Source organism: Ferruginibacter sp. (assembly GCF_014377975.1).
Lineage (GTDB): Bacteria > Bacteroidota > Bacteroidia > Chitinophagales > Chitinophagaceae > Ferruginibacter.
In genome coordinates, this window is record NZ_JACMOO010000128.1 from 1 (window position 1) to 3,300 (window position 3,300).

A 3,300-nucleotide genomic window follows, 5' to 3' on the forward strand; every position below is an offset into this window, starting at 1 on the left:
CTGTTGAAAAACCTTGAATGGTTGGATCACCTGCACCCACAATATCCCACTCCGATGCTGGGTTACCTGGTAAAGCATTCTCGGTAACGATAGCATTTTGTGAAAATGAAATGGTGGAAATCAAAAGAGCAAGCACCAATAGTATAACCGATGAATTGATGCTAAAGCCTATTGCCCTAAGTTTCTTACTCACAGGCAATAAAATAAAGTTACCGGGCAGCAAAGTGCCAGAGAAAAATCTCATAATTATTAGTATTAGTATTAAACTTTTATAATTCAATTTTATCCCGGCATTATACCAAAAGGATAAAAAGGACCATTAGTTCATGCTTTCAGCATCTACTTAATATTTCTGTGATTATGCCAGGAATAGAATTATCGACATCACTTGTAGGATGGGGTCAATAATTTGATTTAGAGAATGTGGATTGTGAGTTTTCAAAAATAATTAGAAAAATCCAGGGGGTTATGCAATCCATCCAAAATACAGTCCATAAAGTTACAAACTTTAAAGACACCGTTTGCTTCTTAAAGGTTGCAATGCAAGCTTGTATCTATGTAGATTTAATGTGTTACTACATTTTTTAGCTAATTATAATCTTAACATCGTACTGAATTAATAGCGGATGATTGTGAACTTAAAGAATTTGTATTGGAGTCTATGTTTCTGCCCTGTTTAAAAACCAATGTTTTAACCCTTTTTCACATTATTCTTTTGCAGCCCGCCGCCACTTATACCAGTTCCAACCACAATAACTTTGTATATGTTTTGCTTTGCAGTTTTATTGTTTACCCTTAAAAAGTCTCCCCGGCATATTATTAAAGTAACAGATTATACACTAACCCAACCATTTTTAATACTAGTCGAAACTTTATCCCTTATAATGATCCGGATACTAAATAGGGATAGTTATTATTTATTTTTAAAAATCCATATCCTCACTTCACCGCCCGTCTGTCCAGCAATAGCAAAAAGGAACCAATATCAAATCAACGGGTTTGCCGTTGTAAGTTGAATTGACTTTAAATATTTGCGAACCAACCCAGCCATTGGGCAACAATTTTTTTGAAATATTTATACCACCAGTTTTTGCAGTGGTTACGGCATCTAAATTTTTCACCAAGGGATTTAATGATTGGTCAATGGCCAACACGTGCGGCCCGACTTTAAATGCAATGAAATTTGGATAACTAATGCCGCCATCAAGCTGTACAGTTTTTAAATCGAATGACACTTAAATACTGCTGTTTTTATCCCACACCTCATCAACGTTTAAGTAGGTTCTCGATATGCCTTTTGAAAATAACACCTGTTAGGGTTTTATTTTATGCCTGGCTGCTGTTTTAATCTGCGCCTTTTCAGCACTGTATATTTTTGCACCAGTACATCTTTTATGTACGTTTCTTTTTAGCTCTCTGCAAATGGTTGACCTATCAACACCAATAATTTTCGCTATCGACCTTTGGGTGTAATCAGCATCTTTTAAAGCCTCAATTTGATACTTTTGAACCAGGGTGAGCTGGAAATAGTTTTTCGACATTGCAATACAAATTTCGGTTTTCAGTTTCATCCTGCTGGAATGGATACCCCTCCCAGCAGGATGAAAACCTTGTGTTGCACTTATTACTTGAACTTACATTTGTCTAAAATAAAAAGTATGAAATTATTGTGTTTAAATGCTGTCTTATTGTTCATTTTTACAGCCTCCCTGTATGCACAATCAACACAAACATCGATTAGTCTGTTTGATGGCAAAACCTTTACCGGATGGGAAGGAGACACCCTAAATACCTGGCGCATTATCAACAAGACTTTAATGGGTGGAAGCCTTACGCAAACAGTGCCGCACAATCAATTTATTGCCACAACCGAAAGCTTTGGTGATTTTGAATTGCAACTGGAATTTAAATTAACGGGTACCGGTTTTGTAAATGCCGGGGTGCAGTTTCACAGCGAACGTGCCACAAACCCGGCTTATGAAATGATTGGCTACCAGGCAGATTTGGGCAATGGTTACTGGGCTAGCCTGTACGATGAATCGAGAAGAGATTTAACCATTGTACAACCAGACAGTGCCCTGATAAAAAAAATTCTTAAACCTGCCACATGGAACCTTTTTAAAATAAAAAGTGTGGGAAGAAGAATACATATTTATTTGAATGGCGTACAAACGGTGGACTATAGTGAACCGGATGAAAAAATTATCCACCAGGGAAAAATCGCATTGCAGGTGCACGGAGGAGGAAAGGCATTGGCTGCTTATAGAAATATTAGGATAATCAGGTTATAAGATTTTGCAGATATTACTATTACTTCTCTTATACTTGCCTGCCAATTAACGGAGCAATTCTACAGATCCTTTTTTACTTTGTTCATTCCCTCTACAGTTGATATATTATGGCCTAAGACTTTTAAACCCAGCACACTACCACGGCTCAACAAGGCTGCTTTTAAAATCTTCTAAAACCACGGCATCATAGAAACCTGGTGTGCTTACAAAGCGAAGAAAAAGGAACACCCACTTTAGAAAAGTTTGCATGTGCATCCATCCTTGTTCTATCTAAAAAATATTTTCATACCCAATTTTATGGCACCTGGTTTGGCGAAATGAAAATGGAAGACATTAATTTTAAACGCACAGAAAATTGAGTTTGTAAAAAACACAGGCATCCCTAACACTCAATATCAAAATAAGGTATCGTTTAAAAATCAAAGTTTCTGCGGGCCATATTCCATCTAAAACCAAGAGACATGATGGTGGTGTTTTGTTTTGTTCCTTTTGTGGGTGTGTAAGTGCGGTTTTGAAAATTTACATCTACAAACATATTTTCTTTTACCTCGTACGATGCCAGCAAGTTGAGGTTATTTACGGTTACCTTATTGCCATTGCCTATGAAATAGCCATACTGATTAAGTTGTCCGGTGGATGGATCTATTGTTCGATTGGTATACAATATCGATGGATTGCTGCCAAGGCTTGTGGAAGCTGTATCTAATCCCTGGTAAAAATGAATCAGCTTTGCTTCGAGATATAACTTGTTAGTTGGCTGATACCTGATGATGCCAATTGTTTCCTGCAAACCTGCACCAACAGGGTGAGCCAATGGTTGGTTGTAATGTGTAAAGCTGGCAACACTGTCGTTGTGAGAATAGGTAAACGGACGAATCCTGTTATTTTCCAACTGTAGATCAAGATTTTTAATTCCAAAGGCATCAACATATTTAACACCTATCTGGTAACCATATTTATTAGCCCACCAACCGCGGTTGTCTTTCAACTCTTTCAGTTTAAACTCATC

The 3,300-nt window shown here is 37.2% G+C and carries 4 protein-coding genes and 1 pseudogene; 1 reads left to right on the forward strand and 4 read right to left on the reverse strand.

What is annotated here, in order from left to right; translation table 11 throughout:
- The 3 genes from H7254_RS07535 to H7254_RS07545 all read right to left on the reverse strand — a co-directional run.
- Positions 1-244, reverse strand: a 244-nt coding sequence (locus H7254_RS07535; RefSeq protein WP_301932388.1) for a hypothetical protein, incomplete at its 3' end; no start/stop codon positions are given.
- A gap of 700 nt (positions 245-944) precedes the next feature.
- Entirely contained in the window at positions 945-1,235 is a 291-nt protein-coding gene (locus H7254_RS07540) for a hypothetical protein (RefSeq protein WP_301932389.1), read from the reverse strand.
- A gap of 78 nt (positions 1,236-1,313) precedes the next feature.
- Positions 1,314-1,571: a helix-turn-helix domain-containing protein gene (locus H7254_RS07545; protein ID WP_301932390.1), complete on the reverse strand. Its 258-nt coding sequence runs from the start codon at positions 1,569-1,571 to the stop codon at positions 1,314-1,316.
- Positions 1,572-1,658: 87 nt separating this feature from the next.
- Here H7254_RS07545 and H7254_RS07550 point away from each other — a divergent pair, with 87 nt between their 5' ends.
- Positions 1,659-2,291 carry a DUF1080 domain-containing protein gene (locus H7254_RS07550; RefSeq protein WP_301932391.1) on the forward strand — a complete coding sequence of 211 codons (633 nt, stop codon included), beginning with the start codon at positions 1,659-1,661 and terminating at the stop codon, positions 2,289-2,291.
- 412 nt (positions 2,292-2,703) lie between these two features.
- Here H7254_RS07550 and H7254_RS07555 read toward each other — a convergent pair.
- A pseudogene (locus H7254_RS07555) lies at positions 2,704-3,300 on the reverse strand (hypothetical protein); the annotation flags it as partial.

Coding starts and splice junctions, on each gene's coding strand:
- H7254_RS07545 (WP_301932390.1), bottom strand. CDS start 1,571: ATGAAACTGAAAACCGAAATTTGTATTGCAATGTCGAAAAACTATTTC.
- H7254_RS07550 (WP_301932391.1), top strand. CDS start 1,659: ATGAAATTATTGTGTTTAAATGCTGTCTTATTGTTCATTTTTACAGCC.